Source organism: Brevundimonas sp. FG128 (genome assembly GCF_057809775.1).
In genome coordinates, this window is the sequence record NZ_JBMDKP010000004.1 from 362,441 (window position 1) to 388,251 (window position 25,811).

22 protein-coding genes are annotated in these 25,811 nt (G+C 68.4%); 8 read left to right on the forward strand and 14 right to left on the reverse strand.

All coding sequences use genetic code 11. The annotated features are described in order from the left end of the window. The first annotated feature begins 60 nt into the window (after nt 1-60). Together ACODSC_RS13235 and ACODSC_RS13240 are read left to right on the forward strand one after the other, a co-directional pair. The gene (locus tag ACODSC_RS13235; RefSeq protein ID WP_488814482.1) at nt 61-693 is read left to right on the forward strand and encodes a LysE family translocator; all 633 of its coding nucleotides are present in this window, start codon (nt 61-63) and stop codon (nt 691-693) included. Nucleotides 694-793: 100 nt separating this feature from the next. Continuing rightward, nucleotides 794-1,363 (forward strand): CC0125/CC1285 family lipoprotein, encoded by a 570-nt coding sequence (locus tag ACODSC_RS13240; RefSeq protein WP_488814446.1) that lies wholly within the window; start codon nt 794-796, stop codon nt 1,361-1,363. A gap of 165 nt (nt 1,364-1,528) precedes the next feature. Here ACODSC_RS13240 and ACODSC_RS13245 read toward each other — a convergent pair whose 3' ends face one another. Next, nucleotides 1,529-2,296 (reverse strand): DUF6065 family protein, encoded by a 768-nt coding sequence (locus ACODSC_RS13245; RefSeq protein WP_488814447.1) that lies wholly within the window; start codon nt 2,294-2,296, stop codon nt 1,529-1,531. Between the two features lie 38 nt (nt 2,297-2,334). On the opposite strand from ACODSC_RS13245, the gene ACODSC_RS13250 reads away from it, so the two are divergent. Next, on the forward strand, nt 2,335-2,859 hold the full coding sequence (locus tag ACODSC_RS13250) for a prolyl-tRNA synthetase associated domain-containing protein (RefSeq protein ID WP_488814448.1): 525 nt from the start codon (nt 2,335-2,337) through the stop codon (nt 2,857-2,859). 91 nt (nt 2,860-2,950) lie between these two features. Here the strand turns inward: ACODSC_RS13250 and infB are convergent, their stop codons facing one another. From infB to trmB, 8 genes are all read right to left on the reverse strand, one after another. Next, the gene (gene infB / locus ACODSC_RS13255) at nt 2,951-5,950 is read right to left on the reverse strand and encodes a translation initiation factor IF-2 (protein WP_488814449.1); all 3,000 of its coding nucleotides are present in this window, start codon (nt 5,948-5,950) and stop codon (nt 2,951-2,953) included. A 108-nt stretch (nt 5,951-6,058) separates the two neighbouring features. Further along, on the reverse strand, nt 6,059-6,733 hold the full coding sequence (locus tag ACODSC_RS13260; protein ID WP_488814450.1) for an RNA-binding protein: 675 nt from the start codon (nt 6,731-6,733) through the stop codon (nt 6,059-6,061). An 18-nt stretch (nt 6,734-6,751) separates the two neighbouring features. Then, the gene (nusA, locus tag ACODSC_RS13265; protein ID WP_488814451.1) at nt 6,752-8,509 is read right to left on the reverse strand and encodes a transcription termination factor NusA; all 1,758 of its coding nucleotides are present in this window, start codon (nt 8,507-8,509) and stop codon (nt 6,752-6,754) included. Beyond that, the gene (gene rimP, locus ACODSC_RS13270; protein ID WP_488814452.1) at nt 8,509-9,108 is read right to left on the reverse strand and encodes a ribosome maturation factor RimP; all 600 of its coding nucleotides are present in this window, start codon (nt 9,106-9,108) and stop codon (nt 8,509-8,511) included. The genes nusA and rimP overlap by 1 nt, the downstream gene beginning before the upstream one ends. Before the next feature lie 101 nt (nt 9,109-9,209). Beyond that, nucleotides 9,210-9,737, reverse strand: coding sequence for a hypothetical protein (locus ACODSC_RS13275; protein ID WP_488814453.1), 528 nt, complete (start codon nt 9,735-9,737; stop codon nt 9,210-9,212). A 9-nt stretch (nt 9,738-9,746) separates the two neighbouring features. After that, on the reverse strand, nt 9,747-10,250 hold the full coding sequence (locus ACODSC_RS13280) for a DUF1993 domain-containing protein (RefSeq protein ID WP_488814454.1): 504 nt from the start codon (nt 10,248-10,250) through the stop codon (nt 9,747-9,749). A gap of 72 nt (nt 10,251-10,322) precedes the next feature. Then, nucleotides 10,323-12,260: a methyl-accepting chemotaxis protein gene (locus ACODSC_RS13285; RefSeq protein WP_488814455.1), complete on the reverse strand. Its 1,938-nt coding sequence runs from the start codon at nt 12,258-12,260 to the stop codon at nt 10,323-10,325. Between the two features lie 96 nt (nt 12,261-12,356). Further along, complete coding sequence (gene trmB, locus ACODSC_RS13290) at nt 12,357-13,073, reverse strand: tRNA (guanosine(46)-N7)-methyltransferase TrmB (protein ID WP_488814456.1); 717 nt, start codon at nt 13,071-13,073, stop codon at nt 12,357-12,359. A 102-nt stretch (nt 13,074-13,175) separates the two neighbouring features. On the opposite strand from trmB, the gene ACODSC_RS13295 reads away from it, so the two are divergent. After that, nucleotides 13,176-15,482: a GH92 family glycosyl hydrolase gene (locus tag ACODSC_RS13295; protein WP_488814457.1), complete on the forward strand. Its 2,307-nt coding sequence runs from the start codon at nt 13,176-13,178 to the stop codon at nt 15,480-15,482. A 218-nt stretch (nt 15,483-15,700) separates the two neighbouring features. Here ACODSC_RS13295 and ACODSC_RS13300 read toward each other — a convergent pair whose 3' ends face one another. Beyond that, the gene (locus tag ACODSC_RS13300; RefSeq protein WP_488814458.1) at nt 15,701-17,095 is read right to left on the reverse strand and encodes a glycoside hydrolase family 47 protein; all 1,395 of its coding nucleotides are present in this window, start codon (nt 17,093-17,095) and stop codon (nt 15,701-15,703) included. Between the two features lie 148 nt (nt 17,096-17,243). Between ACODSC_RS13300 and ACODSC_RS13305 the strand changes: the two genes are divergently transcribed. Together ACODSC_RS13305 and ACODSC_RS13310 are read left to right on the forward strand one after the other, a co-directional pair. Then, nucleotides 17,244-18,716 (forward strand): amidohydrolase, encoded by a 1,473-nt coding sequence (locus ACODSC_RS13305; protein ID WP_488814459.1) that lies wholly within the window; start codon nt 17,244-17,246, stop codon nt 18,714-18,716. Next, the gene (locus ACODSC_RS13310) at nt 18,716-20,056 is read left to right on the forward strand and encodes an amidohydrolase family protein (protein WP_488814460.1); all 1,341 of its coding nucleotides are present in this window, start codon (nt 18,716-18,718) and stop codon (nt 20,054-20,056) included. Before ACODSC_RS13305 ends, ACODSC_RS13310 begins: the two co-directional genes overlap by 1 nt. A gap of 55 nt (nt 20,057-20,111) precedes the next feature. Here ACODSC_RS13310 and ACODSC_RS13315 read toward each other — a convergent pair whose 3' ends face one another. Together ACODSC_RS13315 and ACODSC_RS13320 are read right to left on the reverse strand one after the other, a co-directional pair. Further along, nucleotides 20,112-22,730, reverse strand: coding sequence for an HWE histidine kinase domain-containing protein (locus ACODSC_RS13315; RefSeq protein WP_488814461.1), 2,619 nt, complete (start codon nt 22,728-22,730; stop codon nt 20,112-20,114). Then, nucleotides 22,727-23,275 (reverse strand): biliverdin-producing heme oxygenase, encoded by a 549-nt coding sequence (locus ACODSC_RS13320; RefSeq protein WP_488814462.1) that lies wholly within the window; start codon nt 23,273-23,275, stop codon nt 22,727-22,729. Before ACODSC_RS13320 ends, ACODSC_RS13315 begins: the two co-directional genes overlap by 4 nt. Before the next feature lie 427 nt (nt 23,276-23,702). Here ACODSC_RS13320 and ACODSC_RS13325 point away from each other — a divergent pair, with 427 nt between their 5' ends. Together ACODSC_RS13325 and arfB are read left to right on the forward strand one after the other, a co-directional pair. Then, nucleotides 23,703-24,161: a YaiI/YqxD family protein gene (locus tag ACODSC_RS13325; protein WP_488814463.1), complete on the forward strand. Its 459-nt coding sequence runs from the start codon at nt 23,703-23,705 to the stop codon at nt 24,159-24,161. Beyond that, the gene (arfB, locus tag ACODSC_RS13330; protein ID WP_488814464.1) at nt 24,158-24,562 is read left to right on the forward strand and encodes an alternative ribosome rescue aminoacyl-tRNA hydrolase ArfB; all 405 of its coding nucleotides are present in this window, start codon (nt 24,158-24,160) and stop codon (nt 24,560-24,562) included. Before ACODSC_RS13325 ends, arfB begins: the two co-directional genes overlap by 4 nt. On the opposite strand, the gene ACODSC_RS13335 is transcribed toward arfB, so the two are convergent. Then, complete coding sequence (locus ACODSC_RS13335) at nt 24,559-25,257, reverse strand: EF-hand domain-containing protein (protein WP_488814465.1); 699 nt, start codon at nt 25,255-25,257, stop codon at nt 24,559-24,561. The two genes, arfB and ACODSC_RS13335, sit on opposite strands and share 4 nt — an antisense overlap. Before the next feature lie 89 nt (nt 25,258-25,346). Further along, the gene (locus tag ACODSC_RS13340; protein ID WP_488814466.1) at nt 25,347-25,808 is read right to left on the reverse strand and encodes a hypothetical protein; all 462 of its coding nucleotides are present in this window, start codon (nt 25,806-25,808) and stop codon (nt 25,347-25,349) included. Nucleotides 25,809-25,811: the final 3 nt, after the last annotated feature.

Consider the following 25,811-nt stretch of genomic DNA (forward strand, 5'->3'; position numbering starts at 1 on the left):
TGCGTGGAGAGGAGACGCAGGTCCTTGACCGCGCTGAACGAAGCAGCGACATCGCGCCGCATGCCCGTCCTGCCCGTCGATCCGCACCTCTATTCGACCTTCCTCGGCGTGATGGCGGTGATGGCGATCACGCCCGGCCCGGCCAATCTGTTCGCGGTGGCGACGGGCGTCGAGAAGGGGCGCGCCTCGGCCCTGGTGGGGGTCGTGGGCATGAATGCGGCGACCCTGGTGTGGTTCGGGGCGGCGGCGCTGGGCCTGGGCGCCCTGGTCAAGGCCTTTCCCGCCGCCTTCAGGGTGATCGCCGTCCTGGGTGCCCTCTATGTCGCCTGGCTGGGGATCAAGGCCCTGCGCGGCGCCTTCGCCACCGCCGCCCAGCCGGACCATGTCGTGGTCAGGAAGGGCCGCAGCGCCCTGATCGACGGTTTCGCCGTCCAGATCGCCAACCCGAAGGCCATCCTGTTCTTCACCGCCGTCCTGCCGCCGTTCCTGGACGTGAACCGGCCGGTGGCGCCGCAACTGGCCCTGTTCGCCCTGGCCGTGATCGGCATGGATATGATGTCGATGAGCGCCTACGCCGTGTCCGGCGCCGCGCTGTCGCGCCGCATGCAGCAGCCCCGGTTCCGGCGCGGTTTCGGAGTCTTCGTCGGCATCCTTTTGCTGACGGCCGCCGTATTGATCGTATTGCGGCTCTAGACGCGGCCCCGCTTCGTCCTAAGTTGATCGGGACCAATGGCCGTTCATGCGTCGTTCAGCCGCCAGCGCGCCCTATAGGGCGATCAAGGAGTTGATTTTTATGAAAGCTCTACCCTTCAAGGCCCTGGCGATGACCGTCGCCGCCGGCCTGGCGCTGGCCGCTTGCGCCACCGCCACCCCCTACCAGCCCGCCGGCTTCAACGGCCAGCGCGGCGGCTATGCCGAACAGCGTCTGGAGAACAACCGGTTCCGCGTCAGCTTCGCCGGCAATTCGGTGACTTCGCGCGAACAGGTCGAGATGTCGCTTCTGCTGCGGTCGGCCGAACTGACCGTCGAAAGCGGCTATGACTGGTTCTCCACCGTCAACCGCGCCACTGACCGCGACACACGCTTCGTCGGGACGCCTGATCCCTTCTATTCGGGCTACGGCCGTTACGGCCCCTACTGGGGTCCGTCGTGGCGCTACTATCGCAGCGGCTTCTGGAGCCCGTGGGACCGTTACGGCCCGTGGGGCGCCAACGACTTCGACGTTCGCCAGGTCGATCGCTTCGAGGCCAACGCCGAAATCGTGATGGGCCGCGGCGCCAAGCCCGCCAACGACCCCAACGCCTTCGACGCCCGCGAAGTCGTCCAGAACCTGGGCCCGCAGGTCACGCGCCCGGGGATGTAAGACATCCACAGCCCTTCTCCCATCGGGAGAAGGTAGCCCGTAGGGCCGGATGAGGGTCGGCGAATAGGCCAAGTCGCACGGACCCGCCCCTCATCCTTTCGCCTTGCGGATCCGTCTTCGGCTCTTCGAGGCTCAAGCCCTTTCCCAATGGGAGAGGGCTTTTTCTTACCCCACGCGCGGCGACTTCAGCCGGCGCTTGTTGGAGTGGGTGGCCGGCGCCGTGCCCAGGGCCTCGGGCACCTCGCCCTTGAAGTAATATCGCTGCCACGCCTCCTTGGCCGCATCGGGATCGCCGCCGGCGAGGCGTTGGTTGAAGTCGGTGCGTGCGCGGTTCCAGGCCTCGAACTGGCCCTTCATCACCGGGTTGGATTCCAGGGTGCGGATGATCGGCTGGAACTGCTCGACCTTCTTGTGCTCGATCAGATTGATGAAGCAGAAGGGCTCGCCCTTCTCGAAGGTGATCCGGCCCGGCCGGGTGAAGATCCAGTTCATCGTGAAGGGGAAGGGCAGCCAATCGGTCTCGATCAGGCCGACCAGCGGCTGGATCCCGTCCTTCACATGGTTGGGCGACCCCGAGCACATCATCCCCCAGCCCGGCGGCGTGCGGAACAGATATTGCGGGTGCATGGTCAGGACGCCGCGCGAGAAGTGCGAGGTGACGAAATGGTCCAGATCGTGCTGGGGCCGGTCCGGCGTGATGACGATGTCTTCCTGACGCGGGCCGCCGTTCCATTCGGCCGAGAAGCCGAACGGGCACAGGATCTCCCACCCGGTGGTGTTGGCCATGTTCAGCGGCAGGCATCGATACGGGTGGCGGCTGATGAAGGCGTCCATCCAGTTGCGTGACTGGCGGCCGGGCACGAGGTCCGGCGGCCGGGCCGTCATCGGATAGCATTCCAGTTCCAGCGGGCGCGTCTGCACGGTATCGACCATGGACCCGTTCCTAGCGCCCCAGACCTGACTGCTCAACCATGACGCCAGACTCCGCTCCTCCACCCGCTTTCGACCGCGAGGCCCTGACCGCCTGGCTGGCCGCGAACGGCGTGGATCACGTCACCCACGACCACCCGGCCGTCTTCCGCGTCGAGGAAGGTCTGGACCTCAAGGCCGACCTGCCCGGCGCCCACACCAAGAACCTGTTCCTGAAGGATCACAAAGGCCGGCTGTGGCTGATCTCGGCCCGCCAGGACACGGTCATCGACCTGAAGCGCGCCGCCGCCGCCATGGGCTCGGGCCGCCTGTCGTTCGGAAACGAGACGCTGATGTACAACACCCTGGGCGTCCGCCCCGGCTCGGTCACGGCGCTGGGCCTGATCAACGACACGAACCGCCGCGTGACCTTCGTCCTGGACCGCCGCCTGTGGGACGCCGACATCGTCAACTTCCACCCCCTGACGAATACGGCGACGACCGCACTGGATCAGGCGGCGTTCCGGCGGGTGCTGGCGTTGCTGGGACGGGAGGCGCTGGTCATGGATTTCGGAGCGCCGGACTGACCGGCGCCCGCCACGACAAGGCCGCAGGAAACGACCTCGCCGGACTTGTATCGTCGCCGCCGTCACGCTCAGGGCCAAACGCCCCCCGGACCTAGTCCAGGGTGCGCTTGATCTCTTCGACCGTGAAGCACTCGATGTAGTCGCCTTCCTTGATGTCCTGGAAGCCCTGGAACTGCATGCCGCACTCCTGGCCCGCCGTGACCTCGTTGACCTCGTCCTTGAAGCGTTTGAGCGTGTTGAGCGTGCCCAGCTCCAGCACGACCACGTCGTCGCGCACGATACGGACCCGCGCGCCCTTGCGGACCACGCCTTCCGACACCCGGCAACCGGCGATCTTGCCGATCTTGGAGATGTCGAACACCTGCAGGACGGCGGCGTTGCCCAGGAAGGTTTCCCGTTGCAGCGGCGCCAGCATGCCCGACAGCACGCCCTTAATGTCGTCCAGCAGGTCGTAGATGATCGAATAGTAGCGGATCTCGACGCCCTCGCGGTCGGCCAGATCGCGCGCCTGTTTCGACGCACGGACGTTGAAGCCCAGGATCGGCGCGCCGGCCGACTTGGCCAGGTTGACGTCGCTCTCGGTGATGCCGCCGGCGCCGGAATAGACCGTGCGCGCGCGCACCTCGTCGGTGCTCATCTTGTCCAGCGAGCTGACGATGGCTTCGGCCGAACCCTGCACGTCCGCCTTGATGACGACCGGCAGTTCCGAGACCTTCTTGGACTGCAGCTTGGACATCATGTCGACCAGCGACACCGAGCCGCCCGACACCTGAGCCTTCTCGCGCTTCACGCGCTGACGGTATTCGGTCAGCTCGCGGGCGCGGCCTTCCGAATCCACCACGGCGAAGACCTCGCCCGGAGACGGCGCCTCGTCAAGGCCCAGGATCTCGACCGGGACGGAGGGACCGGCTTCGGTCAGTTGCTCGTTGCGCTCGTTCAGCAGGGCGCGAACCTTGCCCCACGATCCGCCGGCCACGACGATGTCGCCGCGCTTCAGCGTGCCGCGCTTGACCAGGACGGTGCCGACAGGGCCGCGACCCTTGTCCAGCTTGGCCTCGATGACCACGCCCTCGGCCGAGCGATCGGCGTTGGCGCGCAGGTCCATGACCTCGGCCTGGACCAAGATGGCTTCCAGCAGGCCGTCGAGGTTCATCCGCTCCTTGGCGGACACCTCGATGATCTGGGTGTCGCCGCCCAGGCTTTCGGCGATGACTTCATACTGCAGCAGTTCGTTGACGACCTTCTGCGAAGTCGCCCCCGGCTTGTCCATCTTGTTCACGGCCACGATCAGGGGCGCATTGGCCGCCTTGGCGTGCTGGATGGCTTCGATCGTCTGCGGCATGACGCCGTCGTCGGCGGCCACGACCAGGACCACGATGTCGGTCACATTGGCGCCGCGCGCCCGCATGGCCGAGAAGGCGGCGTGGCCCGGGGTGTCCAGGAAGGTGACCTTCTGGTCGTCCGGCAGACGCACCTGATAGGCGCCGATGTGCTGGGTGATGCCGCCGGCTTCGCCACCGGCGACGTCGGTCGTGCGCAAGGCGTCCAGCAGCGAGGTCTTGCCGTGGTCGACGTGGCCCATGATGGCCACGACCGGCGCACGCATGTCCGCCGCTTCGGCGTCGTCCGCATCGCCCAGGAAGCCGAACTCGATGTCGGATTCCGACACGCGCTTGACCGCCATGCCGAACTCCTCGGCCACCAGTTCGGCGGTGTCGGAATCGATCACGTCGTTGATCTTCATCATCAGGCCCTGTTTCATCAGGAACTTGATGATGTCGACGCCGCGCACGGCCATCCGGTTGGACAGCTCCTGAACGGTGATGACGTCGGGAATGACCACTTCGCGCGGACGGTTCGGCGCGTCGGTCGAGCCGCCCTTACGCTTTTCCTTCTCGCGTTCGCGGGCGCGGCGGACCGAGGCCAGCGAGCGCATCCGCTCGGCGGCGTCGCCGTCGCCGACCACGGACTGAATGGTCATGCGGCCTTCGCGGCGCTTGGGCTCGCCGCGTGTGCGGCTGACCGCCTTGCCGGCGTCGGAGAAGCGCTTCTCGCGATCGTCGTCGCGGCCGACCGGACGGCCGAAGCCGGCGCCGGGCGCGCGGGCCGGACGCAGAACATTGGCCTCGGCCGGAGGCGCGTTCGGGGTCGGACGACCGCCAGGGCCGGGGCGTGCGCCGCCGGGACGGGCGGCGCCGGGGGCCGGACGCGGGTTCAGAGCCGAATAGCGAACGGGCTCGGCCGGCCTGGCGCCTTGCGGACGGGCGCTCTGCGGACGGTCGGTCTGGGGCCGATCCGAATAGGACCGTTCGCCGCCGCCCATCGCCTGTTCACGCGCCGAACGACCGCCGAAGGCGGGACGCTCGGGCGCCGCGCGCTGGGGATTGCCGGGCTTGGGCACGCGCTGGCCGAAGTTGACGACCGGACGGGCAGGCGCCGCCGGACGCGCCGGAGCGGCGGGCGTCGCCGCTGCGGGCGGCGTCGGGGTCGGGGCGACCGGCGCGGGAGCCGCAGCGACGGGCGCGGCCGGCTTGGGCGCAGGCTTGGCCGGGGCGGCGGGCGCGGCGGCGGTCAGTTTGGCGGCTTCGGCGCGGGCGGCTTCGGCGGCGGCCTTGGCGGCGGCGGCCTCGTCGCGGGCGGCCTGGGCGGCGCGTTCGGTGGCGGCGGCCTGGTCGCGAGCGGCGGCGTCGGCTGCCGCCTTGGCGGCGGCGGCGGCGTCAGCCTTGGCGGCGTTGGCCTGGGTCGCCAGGGCGATGGCGCGACGACGCGCTTCCTGCTCCTCGGGCGACAGGGCGCCGCCGGCGGGCTGGGACGGGCGCTGGCCCTGCGGACGCGGCGCCTGCGAGGTCTGCTGCGGACGCGCGACATCGAAGCCCTGCGGACGTTGCGGCCCCCCGGCGCCGGCGCGGCGCTTGGTCTCGACCACCACCGTCTTGGATCGGCCATGGCTGAAGCTCTGCTTCACGGTCCCGGTCGGGACCGATCCCACAACGCGCGGCTTCAGGCTCAGCGGAGCGCGGGGCCCCGTCTGGGACGGCGTGCCGCCTGCGTTGCCCTGGCCTTCGTTGGTCTTGTCGTTTTCGTCGCTCATCCGGTCGCTTTACTCGGGGCGGAAAGGCCCGCCGTCCTCATCTAATACCCATGAACGACCGTGAGCCCGTCTCCGCCCTTGGAGACAGGCCCTCGGTCGTTGTAATCCTCAGCGCGCCCCACCTTCATCAAGGTCAGTCGGGGTTGCTCCCGCCGATCCGTCCTCGACACCGGAAACATCCCAGTGAGGGGGGCGAAGCGGCCGAAATCCAGCCAGTCGTTCGACCTCTATGGTCCACCGATCGGCCCGTCCGCCCGCAAGCAGGACGGCGTGTATCGCATTTTCCAGCCCAAGGGCCAAACTCAAATCGTCCGCCGTGAACGCGCCGCAGATCTTTGAGTTCTGATGACGGGCCAGGGCGAGGATCTTTCCGCGTCCATCGGCCGAGCCGTCGGCGGCTTCCACCACCCAGGCGGCCTTGCCCGAACGGATGTTCGCGGCGGATTTCTCGAAGCCAGAGATAAGCACGCCTTCGCGCCGGGCAAGACCCAGCTGGTCGAGACAGCGCCGGACCAGCAGCCGTTCGACGACGTCGGCCAGGTCCGCCGGGGCGGTCAGCTTGGTCTTGGCCGAGCGGGTGAAGCCGTTCTTCTTGACCGCCGCCTCGACCGAGGCGCGGCTGGCTTCGACCCACAGGCCGCGTCCGGGCAGTTTCCTGCCCAGGTCGGGAACCACCTGGCCATCGGGCCCGGCGACGAAACGGATCAGGCGAGATTCGTCCATGACCTCGTGAGAGACGAGGTCCCGGCGTTCCCTATCGATCGTTGCGTCGCGCAAGCTCATATGTGGCCAGGTCTCCCATCACGCGTTCGACGGTTCGGAGCCGTCCTCGGCGAGGACCTCCGTTTCGTCGGATGCGGCCTCGGCGCCTTCGGCCTCGGCGGGCGCGTCGCCGAACACCTGGTCCGGATCGTATTCGCCCTCGGCGTATTCGCCCTCTTCCTCGAACTCTTCCGGCGCAGGCTGCGGCAGTTCCGAAGCGTCGATCCAGCCGGCGGCGACGCGCGCCTGCAGGATCAGCATTTCGGCGTCTTCCTGGGCCAGGTTGAAGCTTTCCAGCACGCCCGGCACCTTGACCCGTTCGCCGTTCTTCACCTCATAGCCGCCGCGGATTTCGTCGGTGGCCAGGTCGGCCAGGTCCTCGACCGTCTTCACGCCGCCTTCGCCCAGGGCGACCGCCATGGGCAGGGTCACGCCCGGCACCTGAAGCACGCCGTCCTCGACGCCCAGTTCGACGCGCTTGGCGTCCAGCTCGGCGGCCTTCTTGTCCAGGAATTCGCGGGCGCGGGCCTGCAACTCCTCGGCGGTCTCCTCGTCGAAGCCCTCGATCTCCGAGACTTCATACGGATCGACATAGGCCAGGTCTTCCACCGTGGCGAAGCCTTCGGTGACCAGCAGCTGGGCGATCACCTCGTCCACGTCCAGGGCTTCCTGGAACAGGCCGGTGCGTTCGGCGAACTCGCGCTGGCGACGCTCGGAGTCCTGGGCCTCGGTGATGATGTCGATCTGCCAGCCGGTCAGTTGGCTGGCCAGGCGCACGTTCTGGCCGCGACGGCCGATGGCCAGCGACAGCTGTTCGTCAGGCACGACCACTTCCACGCGGCCGGCTTCTTCATCGAGCACGACCTTGGAGACTTCGGCCGGGGCCAGGGCGTTGACGATGAAGGTCGGCTCGTCCGGGTTCCACTGGATGATGTCGATCTTCTCGCCCTGAAGTTCGGCGACGACCGCCTGAACGCGCGAGCCGCGCATGCCGACGCAGGCGCCGACGGGATCGATCGAGCTGTCGTTGGACAGGACGGCCATCTTGGCGCGCGAGCCGCTGTCACGCGCAGCGGCGCGGATCTCGATCACGCCGTCATAGACTTCCGGCACTTCCTGGGCGAACAGCTTGGCCATGAAGCCGGGGTGGGCGCGCGACAGCATGACCTGCGGGCCCTTGGCCTCGGGCCGGACGTCGTAGATGTAGGTGCGGATCCGGTCGCCGATGTTGAACACTTCGCGCGGGATGGACTGGTCGCGACGCATGACGCCCTCGCCCCGGCCCAGGTCGACGATGGTGTTGCCGTATTCGACGCGCTTGACCGTGCCGTTGACGATCTCGCCGACGCGATCCTTGAACTCTTCGTACTGGTTGGCGCGCTCGGCCTCGCGGACCTTGCCGGTCACGACCTGGCGGGCCATCTGGGTCTGGACGCGGCCGAACTCGAACGGCGGCAGGGTCTCGACATATTCCTTGCCGACCTCGGCCTCGGGATCGCGCTTGGAGGCGTCGGTCAGGCGCACCATGGCGCTGTCGTTGAACTCTTCCAGCTCGTCTTCCGGCTGCCAGTCGTCCGCGACGATGGTGACGTGACGCGTCAGGGCCAGTTCGCCGGTCTTGTGGTCGATCTTGGCGCGGATGTCGTGGTGGGCGCCGTAACGCGACTTGGCGCCCTTCTGGATCGCCTCCTCGATCGCCTCGATGACGATCTCGCGCTCGATGTTCTTCTCTTGCGCGACCGCATTGGCGATCTGCAGCAGTTCGAGGCGGTTGGCGGAAATACCGGTGACGGCCATCAGGCGTTGTCCTCAGAAGGGGTCGTGGTGTCGGTTGTCAGTTCAGCGGCCTCACCTTCCGGCAGGCCGTCGTCTTCGGGTTCGCCGCGCGCGGCGCGAATGGCGGCGCCGCGCTTCATCAGGGCGTCGGTCAGGACCAGTTTCGCATCGCTCAACCAATCGAACGGGATCAGGGCGGTCTCGTCCTCGCCGTCCAGGTCGATCAGGACGTTGCCGTCCTCATAGCCGGCCAGCACGCCCTTGAAGCGTTTGCGGCCCTCGATCATCCGGTCGGTCTCCAGACGCGCCTCCTCGCCCTCGAACAGGTCGAAGTCGATGGGACGGGTCAGGGGCCGGTCGATGCCGGGCGACGAAACCTCCAGCATATATTCGCCAGCGATGGGGTCGGCGGCGTCGAACACCTCCGACACGGCGCGGCTCAGCTTGGCGCACTGTTCGACCGAGATGTCGTGGTCGGATGGGCGCTCAGCCATGACCTGCAGGCGCTGGCGCTTGGAGCCGGTCATCAGGCGGACGCGCACGACTTCCAGACCGAGCGACTCCGCGATGGGATCGATCAGCTCCAGCAGTTGGCGGTCCTGGGCGGTTCTTGCGCGCAAGCGACGAATATCCAAAACAAAAGCGGCGGTCCGTCCGGGCCGCCGCTTGGAACGACGCCGTTGGACGCCGGTCTAACGATGTGAGGGGCCATATAGGCCGTTCACGATCGCTTGTCAGCCCCTTTCGGCGTGGGCGGTTTCGTCGCCGCACGATACAGGCTCGCCGCCACGGCGCCGGCGACGACGATGCTGAACACGATGGAGCCCGACGCCACCACTGGTGCAGGCGGCTTGTCGCCCGTTCCGACGAAGGGGCCGATCCATAGCGTCGGCTCTCGAATGTCGAACACAAGGCCCATCACCAGGAACACGACGACATAGGCCAGAGCCGAGCCCGCACCGGCGAGGCTCCAAAGCCATGCGGGCGACTTTGACAGCAAGGCCGTCGCGGCCATGCAACCCAGCGAACCGAAGACGAAAGCCGGGATCGCGCCGTAAGCGACCGCGAACACGAAGGCCAAGGGATTAAACAAGGCGCCGGGCACAGGAATGGTGGAACTCATCAGGTGAAATCCGCAGACCGCAGACAGGGACCCGAAGAGCAACAGCGAGAACGCCGGCGCAAACAGCGCCAGCAGGATCAGAAGCAGGATATTTATCCGCCCGTCTCGCTTGCTGGCCTGTTTCATGATCCGCCCCTATGCGAGCGCCAGCTGACCCAGATAATCCATCTTGCCCAGCGGCACGCCTTCCTTGCGCAGGATGGCGTAGGCGGTCGTGAGGTGGAAGTGGAAGTTGGGCAGGACGAAGCTGGTCAGATAGCCGGCGCCGTCGAAATGCAGTTCGCGGTTGGGCGTCTTGACCACGATGGGCCGGCTCTCGGCGCCGGCGAAGGCGGCGGGCTCCACGCTTTCGATGAAGGCCAGGGTGCGGGCGATGCGGTCCTTCAGCTCGGCGAAGGTGGTCTCAGTGTCGGCCATGGCCGGATTGTCCACGCCCGCCAGCCGCGCGACGGCGCCCTTGGCCGAGTCGGACGTCAACTGGATCTGCGACGCCAGCGGCCGCATGTCCTCATACAACCGGGCCTGGACCAGAACGGCTTCGTCGAAGCCCTCCGCTGCGGCCTTGTCGAGCAGGCCGGACAGATTGGTCAGGCCGCGCACGAAGATCGGCGAGGCGGCGTCGTAGATCGAGAAGGTCATCATATGGCTCCGGTTGGCGCCATAGCTGGGCGGTGCGGCGCCGAAGCGCCAGCCCCTTTCAGACCGTTAGGCTTAAAACTCTTCCCACCCGTCTGCGGCGGCCATGGCCGCGACGCGCGGCGCGGCGCCGCCCCGGCCGACGGTCTTCAGCGCGGCGACGAGGTGGGGCGAGCGCGGCGCGGCGGCGGGCGCCGGCGCCCTGTACACGACCGGAGCCGGGGCGACGGCCGAACCGACGCGGAACTGGGCGACCGAGGCCTGCAGGCTTTCGGCCTCCTGGGCCAGCGAATGGCTGGCGGCGGTCGATTCCTCCACCATGGCGGCGTTCTGTTGCGTGACCTGGTCCATCTGGTTCACCGCGGTGTTGACCTGGGCCAGGCCGACAGCCTGTTCCTGGGCCGAGGCGGCGATTTCGGACACCAGGCCGTCGATCTCGGCGACCCGGTCCACGATCCGTTGCAGGGCCTCGCCCGTCTGACCGACCAGTTTGACGCCCGATCCGACCTGGGTGGTCGAGGTCGAGATCAGGGTCTTGATCTCTTTCGCCGCTTCCGCCGAACGCTGGGCCAGGGCCCGGACTTCGGACGCCACGACCGCAAAGCCGCGACCGGCCTCGCCTGCACGGGCGGCTTCGACCCCGGCGTTCAGGGCCAGCAGATTGGTCTGGAAGGCGATCTCGTCGATGACGCCGATGATCTGGCTGATCTGCGACGATGAGCCTTCGATGGCCTGCATCGCCTGGACCGCGTCGCGCACGATGACGCCCGAGGTCTCGGCGTCGCCCTTGGCGGCCTGGACCACGTCCGAGGCCTGACGCGCGCCGGACGCCGTCTTGTTCACCGTGGCGGTGATTTCGTCCAGCGCAGCGGCCGTCTCTTCCAGCCCGGCCGCCTGTTGTTCGGTGCGGCGCGACAGGTCGTCGGCCGCCTGCGAAATCTCGCCGGCGCCCGAACGGATGCCCGAGATATTGGCCACCACCACCGACACGGCCTGCTGCAGCTGGGCGATGGCGGCGTTGAAGTCGGTCTTCAGCTGCGCCGCCTTGGGCGCGAACTCGGCCTCGATCCGATAGGTCAGGTCCCCGTCGGCCATGGCCGAGAGGCCCTGGCCCAGGGCGGTGATGGTCACACGGTCGGCCTCGGCCTCGGCGGCCTTGTCGGCCTCGCGCGCGGCCCGTTCCTGTTCGCTCATCGAGCGCTGCGACAGGGCCTCGGCCTCCAGCCGGTCCTTCTCGATGGCGGCGTCGCGGAAGATGGCCAGGGCGGCGGCCATCTGGCCGATCTCGTCCCCGCGCGCCACGCCCGGAATCTCGGCGGTCTTGTCGCCGTCCGCCAGGCCGCGCATCCGGCGACCCAGGGCCACCACGGGCGCCGACACCGACCGGCCGATGAACCAGCCTGCCGCCCCGACCGCCAGCGCCACCAGCAGGGCCATGGACCCCAGGGTCAGCGCCGCCTTGGCCACGGCCGCCGCGATCTGGTCGGTATAGACGCCCGATCCGATCACCCAGCCCCAGGGCGCGAACCCCTTGACGAAGGAGATCTTGGGCGAGGCCTCGGTCTGGCCCGGCTTGTCCCAGTCATAGGCGACGAAGCCTTCGCCGTCGGCCTTCACCACCGCCACCATGTTCTGGAACATCAGCACGCCGTTGGCGTCCTTGTTCTGGCTGATGTCCTTGCCCTCCAGGGCCGGCTTCATCGGGTGCATCACCATGGTGGGATGCATGTCGTTGATCCAGAAATAGTCGTCCTGGCCATACCGCATCGCGCCCACGGCGGCCTTGGCGGCGTCCTGCGCCTGGGCGCGGGTCAGGCGTCCCGCCTGTTCCTCGGCCTGATAGTGGGCGACGACGCTGTAGGCGATCTCGACGGACTTCTTGGTGCGGTCGGCGATGTCCTCGCGCATGACCGCGTCCACCCGCATCAGGGACAGACCCGTGACGACCAGCAGGCCCGCCATCGTCACCAGAGCCAGGAGGTTGATCCTCCCGCCGATCGTCAACGCCTTCATCCGCCCCGTCCCATCTCAGTTGTTGGGACCAGAACTAACGAAGTTCGTTAAATAACCTTCAAACAGCGCCCTAGGTGAGACTACGCGCAGGCCGCGTCATAGTGTCCGCCGGAACTCCAGGAAGACCGGCGCGGTGTCGCCCAGCTTCTTTTCTTCATAGCGGGTGACGACATGGTCGGCCGGCGGGACGAACCAGTCCTGGTCCGCATCCCCGATCCGCTCCAGCCCCGGCGTGCGGTTCAGCCGCTCCAGCGCCCATTGCGCATAGTCCAGCCAGTCGGTGACGAACCGCAGCGTCCCGCCCGGTTTCAGGATGCGGGCGAAGGCCTGGGCGGTCTCGTCCTGCAACAGGCGGCGCTTGTTGTGCCGGGCCTTGTGCCAGGGGTCGGGGAACAGGATCAGCACCCGGTCCACCGAGGCGTCCGGCAGGGCGTCCACCAGGTCGCGCGCGTCGTCGGCGTGGATGCGGACGTTCTTCAGCCCGCCCTCCTCGACGTGGCGCAGGGCCGAGGCCACGCCGTTCAGGAAGGGCTCGCAGCCGATCACCAGCGCGTCGGGCCGCGTCGCCGCCTGGGCCGCCATATGTTCGCCCCCGCCGAAGCCGATCTCCAGCCACACCTCGGCGGCGTCGGACATCATCGCCTTCGGGTCCACCGGCCCGGCCCTGGGATCGGGCACGGCGATTTCGGGCAGCAGGGTCTCCATCAGCGCGGCCTGGCGCGGCTTGATGGGGCGGGCCTTGATGCGGCCGAACGACCGCAGCGGGCGGTCGAGATGGGGGTTTTCGTCCTCGGGACGGTCGTCGTCGCTCATGCGCCAGCCGTTAGCCGTCGCAGGGTCGGGCGTCCACCTTTCCCCCTTGCCTTTCGCGCGCGGCGCCTGTCACCTCCCGCCACCTTCAGGGAGGATTTGCGGATGAAAAGACTGGGTCTGGCCATTGCGGCGATGATGTTCACGGCGGGGACCGCCTGCGCCCAGACCGCCTCGACCCCGTTCGACGCCGTCGACCCCTTCATCGGCACGGCGGGCAAGGGCCATACCTTCCCCGGCGCCGTCGCCCCCTTCGGCATGGTCCAGCTCAGCCCCGACACCGACATCAAACCCTTCCGCCAGTCCTATGACTGGGCCTCGGGCTATCGCCACGACGACCCGACCATCCTGGGCTTCTCCCACACCCACTTCTCCGGCTCGGGCCATTCGGACCTGGGCGACGTCCTGCTGACGCCCCTGTCGGGCGAGGTGAAATGGGAGCCGGGCGACATCGCCCAGCCCGGCTCCGGCTATCGCTCGCGCTTCGACAAGGCCACCGAGACGGCCGAGCCCGGCTATTACGCCGTCAGCCTGACCGATTCCGGCGTCCGCGCCGAACTGACGGCGGGCACGCGCGTCGGCCTGCATCGCTACAGCTTCCCGGCCGGCCGGCCGGCCCATGTGCTGCTCGATTTCCGCCGCTCCATCTACGACTATCCGGGCAAGGTCCTGTGGTCGCGCATCCGCGTGCGGCCCGACGGCGTGGTCACGGGTTTCCGTGAGACGCGCGGCTGGGCCCCGGCGCGCCAGCTCTATTTCGCCATGCGCTTCTCCCAGCCCATGACCGGCCACGCGATAAAGAACGCCGAGACCGACGTCCCCTACAACGGCTTCAAACAGCCGGGCCGGACGCCGGAGGAGAAGTTGGTGCTGGAGGGCCGGGCGCTCGAGGCCGCCTTCGACTTCGGTCCGCTGGACGGCCCCCTGCTGGTCAAGGTCGCCATCTCGACCGTGGACGAGGAGGGCGCGATCCGGAACCTGGACAGCGAAGGCGGCGATTTCGACTTCGACGCCCTGCGCGCCTCGACCAAGACCGCCTGGGAACAGGCCCTGGGCGCCATCGACATCGAGGCGTCGCCGGACATGAAGACCAGCCTCTACACCGCCCTCTATCACGCCCTGATCGCCCCCAGCGTCTCGGGCGACGTGGACGGCCGCTATCGCGGGCCGGACAACCAGGTCCACACGGCAGAGGGCTTCACCTTCCACTCGTCCTTCTCGCTGTGGGACACCTTCCGCGCCGAACACCCGCTGCTGACCCTTGTCCAGCCGGAGGCCAGGAACGTGGACATGATCCAGTCCCTGCTGGCGTCCCAGCAGGCCAGTCCGCATGGCGTCCTGCCCGTCTGGCAATTCGCCGGCCAGGAGACCTGGACCATGATCGGCTATCACGCCGTCCCGGTCATCGCCGACGCCTGGATGAAAGGGCTGCGCGGCTTCGACGGCAACGCCGCCCTGGACGCCATGATCGCCAGCGCGACCTACCGCCCCTACGGCGGCCTGGGCGACTATATGGACCTCGGCTACGTCCCCATCGACCGCGAGCCCGAGGCGGCGTCCAAGACCGTCGAATACGCCTATGACGACTGGACCATCGCCCGCATGGCCCGTTCGCTGGGCCGCGATGACGTGGCCGAGACCTTCGAGCGCCGCGCCGGCTTCTGGAAGAACAGCTTCGACGCCAAGACCGGCTTCGTGCGCGCCCGCAAGGCCGACGGGACCTTCCGCGAGCCGTTCGATCCTGTCGCGATCAACTATGGGTCGGACTATACCGAGGGCAACGCCTGGCAATATTCCTGGTTCGCGCCCCAGGACCTGGGCGGCCTGGTCGGGATCATGGGCGGCGATGCGGCCACGGTCGCCAAGCTGGACGCCATGTTCGACTACGACAACACCGGCCTGGACTATTCCCACGCCGAAGACATCGCCGGCCTGATCGGCCAGTACATCCACGGCAACGAACCCAGCCACCACACGGCATACATGTATGTCTATGCGGGCCAGCCCTGGCGCACCCAGGAGCGGCTGAAGCAGATCGTCGAGACCCAGTACAAGACCACGCCCGACGGTCTGGCCGGCAACGACGACCTGGGCCAGATGTCGGCCTGGCTGATGTTCACCGCGCTCGGCTTCTATCCGGTGACGCCGGGCTCCAACGAATATGTCATCGGCCGCCCCTTCGTGGACCGCGCCACCCTGAACCTGCCCAACGGCCGCAAGTTCACCATCCGCGCCGAGGGCCTGTCGGACGCCCACCCCTACGTCGGCTCGGTCACCCTGAACAGCCGCCCCCTGGACCGCTCGGTCGTGACCCACGACCAGATCCTCGCCGGCGGCGAGCTGACCTTCACCATGACCCCGCCCCCAACCGCACCTGGGCCACCACGCCCGACGCCCGCCCGTTCTCGATGACGGATTACGGCCGTTAGGAACCATCACCTCCCCATTCGCGAAGGCGAATGGGGAGGACAGGTCGCGCCAGCGACCAGGAGGGGGCGACTCCGCCCTATCCGTCGCCCCGTCTTTCCCGCACCGCCGCCAGGATGAAGCCGAGCACGCCCTCCAGCTCATCCTTCACATGGACGGCGCGCAGTCGGATGACCTTGACCCCGCGCCCGGCCAGCGCGCCCCTATCCCCGCACGAACCCGCGCAGCACGTTCGCCTCGGTGCTCAGCTGCAGCTGGGCGTAGTCCACGCGGCGGCAGTCGGAGAACAGCAGCCAGTAGTATTTCATCTGCTCGGACCACCAGTAGCCGGGGCAGTTGTCGCCCTGGGCCATGGGCCGCGCGGTGATGTCGGCCAGGGCCGTGTAGCCGAACGCCGCCCGGCTGGTCGCCTTCATGTTGCGATAGTGGATGGCCGACAGGCTCCGGTATCGCTCGTCGCGGTCGCCCAGCCACAGGTTCAGGCAGGCGTCGGGATATTCGGGCCGCAGGCCCGTCGCCTTGGTGCGCGGACGGCGGGTCGTCACATCGATGGATTCCGGGATGATGGTCCAGGCCTGCTGCATCTCGGTATAGCTGGCCAGGAAGTCGTCGCCCTCGGCCTTCTTTCCCACCTGTCCCAGCAGGCCGGCCAGATAGGCGCCCAGTTCGGTCTGGCTGGTCCCGGTCGGTTCGCCGGTCTCGAAATCCACCATCGGGAACCACAGCCGCCCGTCATAGCGTTTGGCCTGATGCCTCACGATGGCGTCGGTGGTCTCCACCGCCCAGGCCTTCATCTCGGCGTCGCCGAACAGTTCCCAGCTGTCCCAGAGGTATTCGTAGAAACTGTCGGCATAGACGTCGATCGAGGCGTTGCGGCTGATGAACTCGCCCGTCTCGGCATGGATGTTGGCCGCCATCAGGCCGATGTCCGACCGCCGGTCCAGCGCGTGCTTCATCGCCCGCTTGGCCGCCATATAATAGCGCTCGTCCCCCAGCAGCCGGCCCAGCACCCCGAACTCGGTCGCATAGGTGCCGATCTCGGCCAGGTTGGTCTCCGGGTCGCGCACGGCCCCGGTCTTCAGGTTCACATAGCGATAGGGCAGGCCGTGAGGCGAGGCCTCGAACGCCTTCATCAGCCGGTCGGCTAAGTCCTTGGCCTTGGCCAGCAGCACCGGATCGCCACACGCCAGGTGCGCCGACAGCAGGCCGCCGACCAGGCGGATATTGGTCTCGAACACCTGGCTCTCGCCGTCGATGTCGAAGTCCAGGTTCGTCTTCACCCAGTCGAGCCCCTGCTGGAACTCCTCGTCCAGCTCCATCATCCACAGGGTGTCCAGCGCCTCGACCAGCGACAGGCCCAGGTCGTGGCCGGGAATGAAGAAGGACTGGGCCGTGCCCGAGACCGGATTGATCTCGTCCTTGCCCCAGGCCTTGGCGCGATAGTGCCCCCACGCCCACTGGAACTCCGAGCGCACATCGGCGGCCAGGGCGGTCCAGTCTTCGGTCGGGCCCTCGGTCTGTCGGGCGAAGGGCGGGGGCGCCAGAACGGCGGCCGAACCGGCGGCGAGGAAGAGGCGGCGATCAAGCTTCAGGGTCATGCCGCGATACTTCCCCAGATCGCGCGGCCTGTCATGCCCCGCGTCGCGCCAACCCCCGTCGAAATCTTTTGACGCCTCCGCCCGAACCCCCTTCTATGACGGCCGCAAGACACGTCGGGCTGGCGTGTCGTCGGGAAAAGGGGATCCGATGATCGGACATCATCTGCGGGGCGTCAGCCTCGCGGCCATGGGCTGCGCTGTGCTGGGCCTGTCGGCCTGCGCCACCACCAGCGCAGAATCTGAGGCCGCCGCGCCATCCGAGACCAAGACCCTGGCCGCCGGCCTGGATCCCTCGACAACGCTGGACCCCTATCCCTCCACCTACCAGCCCCTGCCGCGCGAGAACTTCGCCGTGGTGGGCGCCACCGTCCTGACCGGCACGGATCGCAAGATCGAGAACGGCGTGGTCGTGGTCACGGACGGCAAGATCGCCGCCGTCGGCGACGCCTCGACCCCCGTCCCCGCCGGCTATCGCGTCGTCGAGGCGCGCGGCCGTTATGTCACCCCCGGCGTCATCGACGTCCACAGCCACCTGGGCGTCTATCCGTCCCCCGGCGTTCAGGGCATGAGCGACGGCAACGAGGCGACCAGCCCGAACACCGCCCAGGTCTGGGCCGAACATTCGCTGTGGCCCCAGGATCCGGGCTTCAACACCGCCCGCGCCGGCGGCGTCACGACCATGCACATCCTGCCCGGCTCGGCCAATCTGTTCGGCGGTCGGGGCGTGACCATCCGCAACGTGCCCTCGATCACCATGCAGGGCATGAAGTTCCCGTCCGCCCCCTATACGGTCAAGATGGCCTGCGGCGAGAACCCGTCGCGGGTCTATGGCGGCCGCAACCAGAGCCCGGCCACCGGCATGGGCAATATGGCCGGCTACCGCGCCGCCTTCATCGCCGCGCGCGACTACAAGGCCAAGTGGGACAAGTGGCAGGAGGATCACGAAGGTTCGCCCCCCACCCGCAACCTGCAGAACGAGACCCTGGCCGGAGTGCTGGACGGGTCGATCCTGATCCAGAACCACTGCTACCGCGCCGACGAGATGGCGCTGATGATGGATATGGCCAAGGAGTTCGGCTACCGCATCTCCACCTTCCACCACGCCACCGAGGCCTACAAGCTGGCCCCGCAACTGGCCGCCAACGGCATCTGCGCCGCCGTCTGGACCGGCTGGTGGGGCTTCAAGATGGAGGCGCTGGACGCCATCGAGGAGAACGCCGCCCTGGTGGACGCCCAGCCCGGTTCGTGCGCCGTCATCCACTCCGACGACCCCGAACTGACCCAGCGCCTGAACCAGGAGGCCGCCGCCGCCCTGTCGGCCGGCCGTCGCGCCGGGCTGAACATCTCCGAGGAACACGCCATCGGCTGGTTCACCTCCAACGCCGCCCGCGCCATCGGCATCGCCGACCAGACCGGCTCGCTGGAGGCCGGCAAGCGCGCCGACGTGGTGATCTGGAGCGCCGATCCCTTCTCCATCTACGCCCGCGCAGACCAGGTCTTCATCGACGGCGCCCTGGCCTTCGACCGCACCAACCCCGCCTATCAGCCGACCAGCGACTTCGAACTGGGCCAGCCGGGCTACGGCCAGACCGCCGCCAACGTCACGGAAGGAGCCCGCTGATGCGCCTGTCTCACATCCTCGCGGGCGCTGTCGCAGCCCTCTCTCTCGCCGCCCCTGCATTGGCTCAGGAAACGGTAGCGATTGTCGGCGGGCGTATCCTGACCGGCACCTCCGTCATCGAGAACGGTACGGTCGTCATCCGCGACGGCAGGATCGTCTCGGTCGGCGCCGGCGCCGCCCCTTCCGGCGCCCGCGTCATCGACGCGGCGGGCAAGACGGTCGCCCCCGGCTTCGTGGCGGTGGACTCAGGCCTGGCCGGCACCGAGGTCGGCTCGGTCAGCGGCACCAACGAACTGCGCAACAGCTCCAACACCCTCAGCGCCGCCTTCGACGTCTCCTACGGCCTGGACCCCTGGTCCTTCACCCTGCCGGTCGCCCGTCTGGGCGGCATCACCCGCGCGATCGTGGTGCCCCAGCATCCCGGCTCGTCCGGCGGCCATGTGCATGAGGAGGACACGGCCGGCGCCGGCGACGGCGGCTTCCAGACGCCGGGCCTGTTCGCGGGCCAGGCGGCGATCATCGACCTGGGTCAGGGCACGGACATCCTGGTCAAGCCCCGCGTGGCCATGGTCGCCCCGTTCGGCGAGGCCGGGGCCGCCATCGCCGGCGGCGCGCGCGGCGCCCAGTTCGTCCTGTTCAAGGAGACGCTGGCCGAGGTCCGCCTCTACGCCCGCAGCAAGTCGGCCTATGAACGCGCCGGCCTGCGCGACCTCAGCCTGTCGCGCGCCGACCTTGAGGCCCTGATCCCGGTCGCCAACGGGTCCATGCCCCTGATCGTCAGCGTCCACCGCGCCTCAGACATCCAGCAGGTGCTGCGCCTGGCGCGCGAGGAAGGGATCAAGCTGATCCTGGACGGCGCCGAAGAGGGCTGGCTGGTCGCCGGCGACATCGCCTCGGCCGGCGTGCCCGTCCTGCTCAACCCCATTTCCAACCTGCCCAGCGATTTCGAGATGCGGGCGGCGCGGATGGAGAATGCGGCGGCCCTGAACGCGGCCGGCGTGGTCATCGCCATCAAGGGCAATGAGGGTTCGACCCACCGCGCCCGCGAGGCCCGCTACAACGCTGGCAACGCCGTGTCGCACGGCCTGCCCTACGACGCCGCCATCGCCGCCCTGACGGTCAATCCGGCGAAAATCTTCGGCATGGCCGGACAGTTCGGCCAGATCGCGCCGGGCGCCGCCGCCGACGTCGTGGTCTGGTCCGGCGACCCGCTGGAGCCGCTCAGCCAGCCCTCGGCCGTCTTCATCGACGGCGTCGAACAACCCCTGACCAGCCGCCCGCTGATGCTGCGCGACCGCTACCGCCAGCAGACCCCCATGCCGCCGGCCTATCGCAACTGACGACGGCTGGCCTAACGGAAAGGGCGGGACCGCAAGTCCCGCCCTTTTTCGCGTCTCAGTCCCCGCGCGACGTCTCGCCCACCATACTGTCCATCGCCCGCGCGATATTCTCCAGCGTATAGGGCTTCTGCACCACCAGCCGGCCGCGATGATCCATCGGCAGGCTGGCCTGCTCGCCATATCCGGTCGCGAACAGGAACGGCACATTCAGCTCCGCCAGCCGGTCCGCGACCGGGAAGCTGGTCCGGTCGCCCAGATTGATGTCCAGGATCGCCACCGTCGGCCGCTGCACGTCGATCTGGTCCAGCGCGCCCTGCACGGTGGCCGCCGTCGTCACCGTCGCGGCGCCCAGCCGGTTGGCGATGTCCTCGGCGTCCAGCGCTATGATCAAACTGTCCTCGACCAGCAGCACGTCGTGGCCGTTCAGCATCGTGTCCGGCGCGGTCTGCGGATGGCCTGCGGACGGCCGGGGGTACCGGATCGGCTTGGCGGCCTCCAGCGTACGCGGCTCGGACAGGTGTCGCGCGGGAATGCGATAGGTCGCGACAAGCCCCTTGGGATCATAGTCCACCGAGGCGGTCCCTCCCAGGTCATAGGGCACGGACCGGTCGATGATGGTCGTCCCGAACCCCTTGCGCGTCGGCTTGACGACCTCGGGCCCGCCCGTCTCGCGCCACTCCAGCATCAGGTCGCCGGCGGGGTTGCGGCTCCAGCTGATCGTCACCCTGCCGCCCTCCGCCGACAGGCTTCCGTATTTGTTCGAATTGGTGACCAGTTCGTGCACCACCAGCGCCATCGTCGAATAGGCGTTGGGGTTCAAAAAGATCGCCTCGCCCTGGGTCACGATCCGCTCGTGATCGCCGACGAAGGCGGCGGCTTCGGCGTCGATCATCGCCTGCATCGGCGCCGGCCCCCAGTGGTCGTCGGTGATCTGGTTGTGGGCGCGGGCCAGGGCGTGGATCCGGCCGTCCACCACCTTGACGAAGTCCGAGACGTCGCCGCCGGTCGGCTGGGACTGCCGGATCAGGCCCCGAATCAGGCCCAGGATGTTGCGGACCCGGTGATTGAGTTCGGCGATCAGCAGCTCCTGGCGGGCGCCGGCCTGCTGACGCTCGGCCGAGGCCTCGTCGGCGAGCCGCAGCACCACCTCGATCAGGGTCGCCCTGAGCGTTTCCGCCACACGCACCTCGGACGCCGAGAAGGGCTGGGAATGGCCTTCGACCAGCTGTTTCCATTCTTCGAAGCTCTGGCGCGGGGTCAGGCGAGGGCCGTTGGGACCGAATTCGACCGGCTTGTGCGGATCGCCGGCCCATCGCACCGAATGGATCAGCTCCTTGCGGAACAGGACGACATAGTCGCGCGGCGACCGCGAGATCGGGATGGCCAGCATGCCCGCCGCGTCGGAGGCGAAGGCGTCCGCGTCCGGCACGATCGCGCCGATGTGGTCTGTCGCATAGACCTTGCCCGCCGCCGTGCCGTTCAGCGCACGCACGATGCGACGAAAGTCGTCCAGAGGCGGGACCGTGCCGGAAAAGGCGTAGTTGCCGCCCAGCCAGACGCCCACCCCGTCGGCGGGGATGGCGTGGGTCAGGATGTCGCCCAGCCAGTCCGGATCCTTGAGCAGGGTCTCGTCGGACGCCACGGCCCCCAGCAGCTGGTCGGAGATGTCGCGCGCCCGGCGCTCGTATTCGACGGTGTCCTTACGCTCCCGGCTTTCCAGCCGCATCGCAAACATCTGCACGAACAGCTCAGCGACCGACCGGCGCTCGAACGTCGGACACCGGGGCGCATAGTGGTGGCAGGCGAACAGCCCCCACAGCTTGCCGTCCACGATGATCGAGATCGACATGGAGGCGTCGACGCCCATGTTCTTCAGATATTCGATGTGGATGGGCGACACGGCGCGCAGGGTCGAAAGCGACAGGTCCAGAGGCTGACCGGCCTCGTCCCGCTGAGGCAGGATCGGCGCGGGCGCGGCGTGCACATCGGCGATGATCCGCAGCATGTTGCGGCGATACAGTTCGCGCGCCTGGGTGGGGATGTCGCTGGCCGGGTAATGCAGGCCCATGAACTTGCCGATGCCGGCGCGAACGGCTTCGGCGACCACCGCGCCGTGACCGTCGGCGGCGAAGCGATAGACCATGACCCGGTCGAAGCCGATCAGGGCCCGCACCTGGCGGGCGCCCTCCCTGTAGAAGGCCGCGAACTCTGCGGTCTGGTCCAGGCGCGCGATCATGGAGCGGACCATGCCTGTGGCGTCGCCGTGCTCACCCGACGCGGGCTCCCCCTCGATGACGATCTGGCCGCCCGAGACGTGGATCGCCAGGTCGAACGCCTGCCCGCCGTCCTGCAACACGCAGTCGAACAGCCGTTCCACCGAGTCCGCGCCGCGCAGCAAGGACGCGCGGTTGCGCAGATCGTGGACCGCCCTGGGCGACAGGATGTCCTGCAGCGGTCGTCCGAACAGATCCGCCGGCGCCTCGCCGATGAAGTCCGCGATATTGGCCGACACCCGCGCGACCATCCAGTCGGCGGTCAGGGCGATCAGGAAGCCGATCGGCTGGATGGCGCCCAGAATATGGATCGGCTCGCGGTCGCAGTTGGTCAGGTCGATCTTCTGGCCAGGAGTGGGGCCGGGCGCGGGCCCAGGCGTGGGGGCGGAGTCTGTCGTCACGATCGGGAGTCCCCAAGGATGCGGTTGGCCGAGGACTCAAACGCGCGAAATACGGATGTGGCCGCGCCCGCGGCCTGTTTCAGATCGTCCGGCGAGCTTAGCCGTTCATCCAGAAGCTGAACGAATGCGCGCCAGGCCGACGGGTTCCCGTGCCTCAGAAAGGCCGTCGGCAGATCATCGGGCACGCTCCGCACCAGCATGGCGCCGCCCAGGCGAGAGCCTTCCAGAACATAGACGCCGCCCAGGATCTCCGGTTCGGTCGTGAACGTCGGCGCCGTCATCGCGTCGGGGGTGATGGACAACAGGCCCATGTCCTCGGCCAGGGCCGCCGAACGCCGACGCGCCTCCCAGTCCGGCAGGATCGCGCCCGCCCCGGCCCGGTCGAGCGCCGCCTCCACCGCCAGAAAGGCGCCGGCCTGGGCCTTGAGAAAGTCGCCGTAACCGAGGCGGTCGGACAGGTCGAACCGTGAAAACAGCGCGTCCAGCCTTTCGTGGGCGTCAGCCGTCGCCGACCTCAGGGCAAATCTGGCGTTCGCAGGGCTCAATCGTTCGTCTCATACAGGCGGCGCACGGACCGCCATGTACGGTGACCGACATAAGTGAGCGCCATCAATAGCCTAGAGGCGCAGGCGGGTCCCGGCAAGGCGAACCGACGCCGCCTCACCCCCTGCGCCGACCGTCCCCCTGTCCATTGAACGTGCAGGGCCGGGAAAACCACCGCTTCCATCCTAATGTCGCTAAATAATCCTTGTCTTTTCAAGGCTCTCGCACTCGAAAAAGACAATCGACCTGACGCTCCCTCGAACCGTGCGATAATGCCTGCCCGGTCTTTGAAATCTGAATCCGCCTCGACGATCCGACCTCACGCCATCCCGGCGCCCGCGCGAAAAGTGCACGAAAGTGCACTCTTATTTTTTATTGCGCCCGCCGTGCACTTTTCCCCCCGCCCCCGTCCGCGCTAGGTCTGGCCCCATGCCGACCGCCCTCTACATCGACGCCGACGCCTGCCCGGTGAAGGAGGAGGTCTATCGCGTGGCCCGCCGCTATGGGCTGAAGACCTATGTCGTCTCCAACGGCTGGATGCAGGTCCCGCGCGAGGCCCTGATCGAACAGGTGGTGGTGGACGCCGGGCCCGACATCGCCGACGACTGGATCGCCGAACGGGCGGGCCTGGGTGATGTGGTCATCACCGCCGACATCCCCCTGGCCGACCGCTGCCTGAAGGCCGGCGCCCAGGCGCTGAAGTCCAACGGCCAGCCCTTCACCCCGGACTCGATCGGCTCGGCCCTGGCCGGGCGGATGGTGGGCGAGCATCTGCGCTCCATGGGGGTCGCCACATCCGGCCCGCCGCCCTTCTCGGCCGCCGACCGCTCGCGCTTCCTCCAGGCCCTGGACCAGGCCGTGGTCAAGGCGCGCAGGGTCGCAACATGACCACCGTCATCCCCGAGGACGAGCTGGAGTTCCACTTCTACCGCGCCGGCGGACCGGGCGGCCAGAACGTCAACAAGGTCTCGACCGCCGTCCAGATGCGGTTCGACGTCAGGAACTCCCCCTCCCTGACCGATCCGGTCAAGGAACGGCTGATGAAGCTGGCGGGCAGTCGCCTGACGCTGGAGGGGGTCATCCTGATCACCGCCGTCCGCCACCGCACCCAGGAGCGCAACCGCGCCGACGCCATGGAACGGCTGCAGGCCCTGGTGGACGAGGCCTCGATCCGCCCCGTCTTCCGCGTCCCGACCCGCCCGACCCGCGCCTCCAAGGAGCGCCGCCTCCAGGCCAAGACCAGCCGCTCGGCCATCAAGTCCGGACGCGGCAAGCCCTCGCTGGACTAGCGGCGGCCCTGAAGGGCCGTCCGGGGCAGGGTGTCCAGGGTCAGCACCCCGTCATGGTCCGTGTCCAGCAGGCCGAACCAGCGTTCGCCGGCGGCGGCCCATTCCGGCGTCGTGATCCGCTGGTCCATGTTCCGGTCCGCCGACCGCACCGGCTGGGGCACCGACAGCAGGCCCGCCCGCGCCATCCGCTCGGCCGACTCCGACGCCGCCGAGACCTTGGGGATGTGGGGCTGGATATGGGACACGTCATCCTCCTGCCCCGCCCCTTCGCCAATCCCCATGCGGCCGCCAGATCCGCCGCGACCGCCGCCGCCCCGCCCCCGGCCCCCGTGCCCGGAACCGCGCATCGGGCCCGCGTTGGCGTGAAGGAAGGCGGCGTCGATCTGACCTTCGTAGGCGGCGATCTCGCCCGGCGTCAGCACCGTATCGCCGTCGGCGTCCAGGCGCGCGAACCAGCGCCGTCCGTCGACCGAGAACTCCTCCGCCGTCAGGCGTCCGTCATGATCGGCGTCGGCTCCGGCGAACCAGGCGGCGACCGGATAGGGCTCGCCCGGCTGCGACACGAACGGCTCGCCGAACGGGCTGATGAAGATCTCGGAGCGATCCTGCGGCGGTCCTTCCGGCGGACCTCCCGGATCGGTGGCGCAGGCGCCGAGCAGCGCCACAAGGCCGAGGCCGACGAGCGAGCGTTTCATGGACAGTGACCTTCAGGCTCAAGGACGCCCCCGTCCCACGCTCCAACGGCCCAGGTTGCGACATTCCGTCGCAACCTCAAAGCGGAATCTCAGTCCTCGGCGGGCCGGAACAGCAGGGCGGCGATCTTGTCGTCGGCGTCGAAGCCGATCATCCATTCTGTGACCTGGTTGTCGAAGGTCACCTTGAACAGATGGGCCTCGCCTTCCGGCCGCTCGAACGCCACGGTCTTGACCGCGCCGAAGCCCTTGATCAGCGTCGTCATCTGTTTGGACTGCTGGCGGATCTGCGCGGCCAGACCATCGGTGAAGACCGAATAGTCGAAGCCGGGACCTTGCGCCGCCGCGATCACGGCCCGCAGCGCCTCTTCCGACCGGGCGATGTCGGGCGCAGCCGCTGCCGGGGCGGCGGGCGCCTCCGCAGCCGGACGGGTCGGCTGGGTTTGAGCCTGGGCCGGCTGGTCGAAACTGTTCGGCACGGCGCCGGCAGCCGCCTGGGCCAGGGCGGGAACGGGGGCCAGCAGCAGGGCGGCGGCGATCAGGGTCGTCTTCATGCG